The organism is Nostoc sp. CHAB 5715 (assembly GCF_020829685.1).
Lineage (GTDB): Bacteria > Cyanobacteriota > Cyanobacteriia > Cyanobacteriales > Nostocaceae > Nostoc.
In genome coordinates this window covers 1-2,759 of record NZ_JAIVFR010000971.1, presented here as the reverse complement: position 1 = coordinate 2,759, position 2,759 = coordinate 1, and the positions used below count along the sequence as shown (strand labels likewise).

The following is a 2,759-nucleotide window of genomic DNA, read 5'->3' as shown; positions in this document are numbered from 1 at the left end:
TAGGCGAGCACTTACAAAAGCCAGCCCTTGATTGAGACGTTCTTTTTGTTGCTCTTTATTGTAGTTTTGATAGACTTTTTGTAGAGCTTGAAGTACTCTTTGGGTTTTGACGGGATCGTCATCATTGAACGAAACTTTAAATAATTGACTAAAAACTTTATTAGCTCCGATACCTCCCTCTTCTGGAGTCACTTCTAGAGGTGCTTTTTTGTTCTGTTCTGTTTGACCATTGATATACTCTAAGGTAATATCAGGATAATCAGAATGAAGTAAATCTACGGCTTTCTGAAGCAACTTAGAACTCAGCATAAGTTTCATCTGAGTAGTGGAATCAACAACTTGAGAATTGGGTTCAGTAACCTTGGTGTCTGCGCTTTCTGGGATATTATTTGACTGTGTGCCTTCAGATAAATTGGAATTCACCAATATCTGCATATTGCTCTGGTAAATAGGTTTAGCAATGAAAGCTAGGAGGCTAGCAGCTGACATAACTACACAGGAAACCCCCAAGATTAGCAAACGTCGGCGAAGCAGAATAGTAGATAGTTGTCTGATGTCAACTGCACCTTGTGCTGAAGTAGTAATCTGTTGCTCTTGATTCAGACTAGTTTTAGCCACTATCAAACTCCTCTAATATCGAAACACTATATTTATTTGGAAGATTTATGAAAAATGTGAAATGTTTTTTTTACACCTATAGCTGCAATAGCATACTTAATTATTCTTCCAACAATGACAAGCTCACTTGGCACAATATTATGCCAACTGGCGCTTTCATGCTCATCAATTCATGCATACAAATTTTTAATCAGTGTTAGAAGAATAAATTTTTAATAAATATTTTATTTAAAGAAGAAAAATCTTGACGAAAAATTAATTATTTTTTTTAAGTATTTAAGTATAAAATTCTCTGATTTACAACAGTATTATCCTATTAAAGTTATTTTAATAACTTGTAATATAAAAAACACATTGAGAAAAATATCTCAACCATAGTATTTGTAACTTGTTGATACACTTAGTGAACCGTAAATTATTGGGTAACTAGTTTACTTACTCCTCAAGCTAAACTGCTGTCTATTTACTGGACGTTATGAGTTAGACTAGTAAACTCCAAGATAGAGCCTGGTTAATTTTAGATTAAAAGGGTTCAATAGGAAATCTTAAATCTAAAATCAATCCAAAATTTAAACGCCTACCTTGGTTAACTCTACTTCCCGCCGCCTCGGTACTTCATGAACCATGAAATCATAAGCCATGTCAGTACGGGGAAAAATAGCACGGGCTTCCTGAAGAAGATCCTTTAATTCCAAGGTATTGCCAGGAGCATAGCGGGGACTGAAATGACTCATAATCAGTCGATGTGCCCCAGCAGCTAAAGCTGTTTGCGCTGCCATTGTGGTTGTGGAATGCAACCGTTGAAAAGCCATGTCTGCATCTTGATGAGCAAAGGTTGCTTCGTGAATTAATACATCTGCATCATGAGCCAATTCCACTGCCCCATCACAATAAATTGTGTCTGTACAATAGGCAATTTTTCGACCAATTTCTGTAGGGCCACATAATTGAATGCCATCAATCACCCGTCCGTCCGCAAGCGTCACTGTTTCACCGCGCTTAAGTTGACCATAAACCCGACCAGGAGGAATTTGCAACGCCTTGGCTTTTTCCACATCAAAGCGTCCTGATCGGTCTTTTTCGGCTACGCGGTAGCCGAAAGCTGTAATGCGATGATGCAAATTACCGCAGCTAACGGTGAAGTCATCGTCTTCATAAATTACCCCTGGACGGATGGCATGGACTTTAATGGGGTAGGAAAAGTGTGTATAAGAGTAACGGGAGGCGGCTTGAATGTAATCATTTAATCCAGGTGGGCCATATATATCAATTCGTTCCACATTGCCTGCCAAGCCGCAAGTAGCAAGAAGTCCCATTAAGCCAAAGATGTGGTCGCCGTGCATGTGAGTAATAAAAATTCGCGAGAGTTGGCTAATTTTCAGTTCACTGCGGATAATTTGATGCTGGGTGCCTTCGCCACAGTCGAATAACCACAGTTCTGCCCTTTGGGGTAATCTCAGGGCGACACTGGAAACATTGCGCGATCGCGTGGGTACACCGGAACTCGTGCCTAAGAATGTTATCTGCACAGCGTTCTTTAGTCTTCCTATTACTTAATTTTTTGCTCTATTTTCTATAGTGACACGCTTAATAAGCAAAATACTTTTGAGAGGAAGTCGCTTTTTTAAACCCAACACCTAATAAAGATTATAGGGCTTACGCAAAAATCTCTAAAAAGCTTAGTTTATCGAACCGCGAAGGCGCTGTTGCTAGATAATTATCTACACAGGTAATCCCATTAGTTAATTGTTTAATTCCTTTACGGATAGTATTTTTATCCCAATGATTTTCAGCAAAAACAAAAGCCTTCTCAAATGACTTTGAGAAGGCTTTTGTTTGTAAAATGATACCTGGCATCGAGCTATTTTTGCGTAGGGCTACCCCTAAACTATCGTGGCCGCAGCAGCGTTTCACCTCTGAGTTCGGGAAGGGTTCAGTGTGGTTCCACCGCGCAATAGACACCAGGAAAACCCTGGGGGAATTCAAAATTCAAAATTCAAAATTCAAAATTCAAAATTCAAAATGAAGAAAAAAGAATTTTAACTTTGAAGTTTCACAACCCTGAAGACTGCACAGTAAGGCGAAACCAAATGAGTTGTCAGGTCAAGCCCTCGGTCTGTTAGCACGGCTCGGCTACATAC

The 2,759-nt window shown here is 39.3% G+C and carries 3 protein-coding genes and 1 rRNA gene; all 4 read right to left on the bottom strand.

The features are described 5' to 3' along the window. Positions 1-618: Wzz/FepE/Etk N-terminal domain-containing protein (locus LC574_RS34530; RefSeq protein ID WP_229458119.1), on the bottom strand; the 618-nt coding region annotated here is incomplete at its 3' end. Positions 619-1,187: 569 nt separating this feature from the next. After that, on the bottom strand, positions 1,188-2,147 hold the full coding sequence (locus LC574_RS34525) for a ribonuclease Z (protein WP_229458117.1): 960 nt from the start codon (positions 2,145-2,147) through the stop codon (positions 1,188-1,190). 127 nt (positions 2,148-2,274) lie between these two features. Continuing rightward, on the bottom strand, positions 2,275-2,475 hold the full coding sequence (locus LC574_RS34520) for a hypothetical protein (protein ID WP_229458116.1): 201 nt from the start codon (positions 2,473-2,475) through the stop codon (positions 2,275-2,277). Then, positions 2,467-2,584, bottom strand: a 5S ribosomal RNA gene (gene rrf, locus LC574_RS34515). The genes LC574_RS34520 and rrf overlap by 9 nt, the downstream gene beginning before the upstream one ends. Between the last annotated feature and the right edge of the window lie 175 nt (positions 2,585-2,759).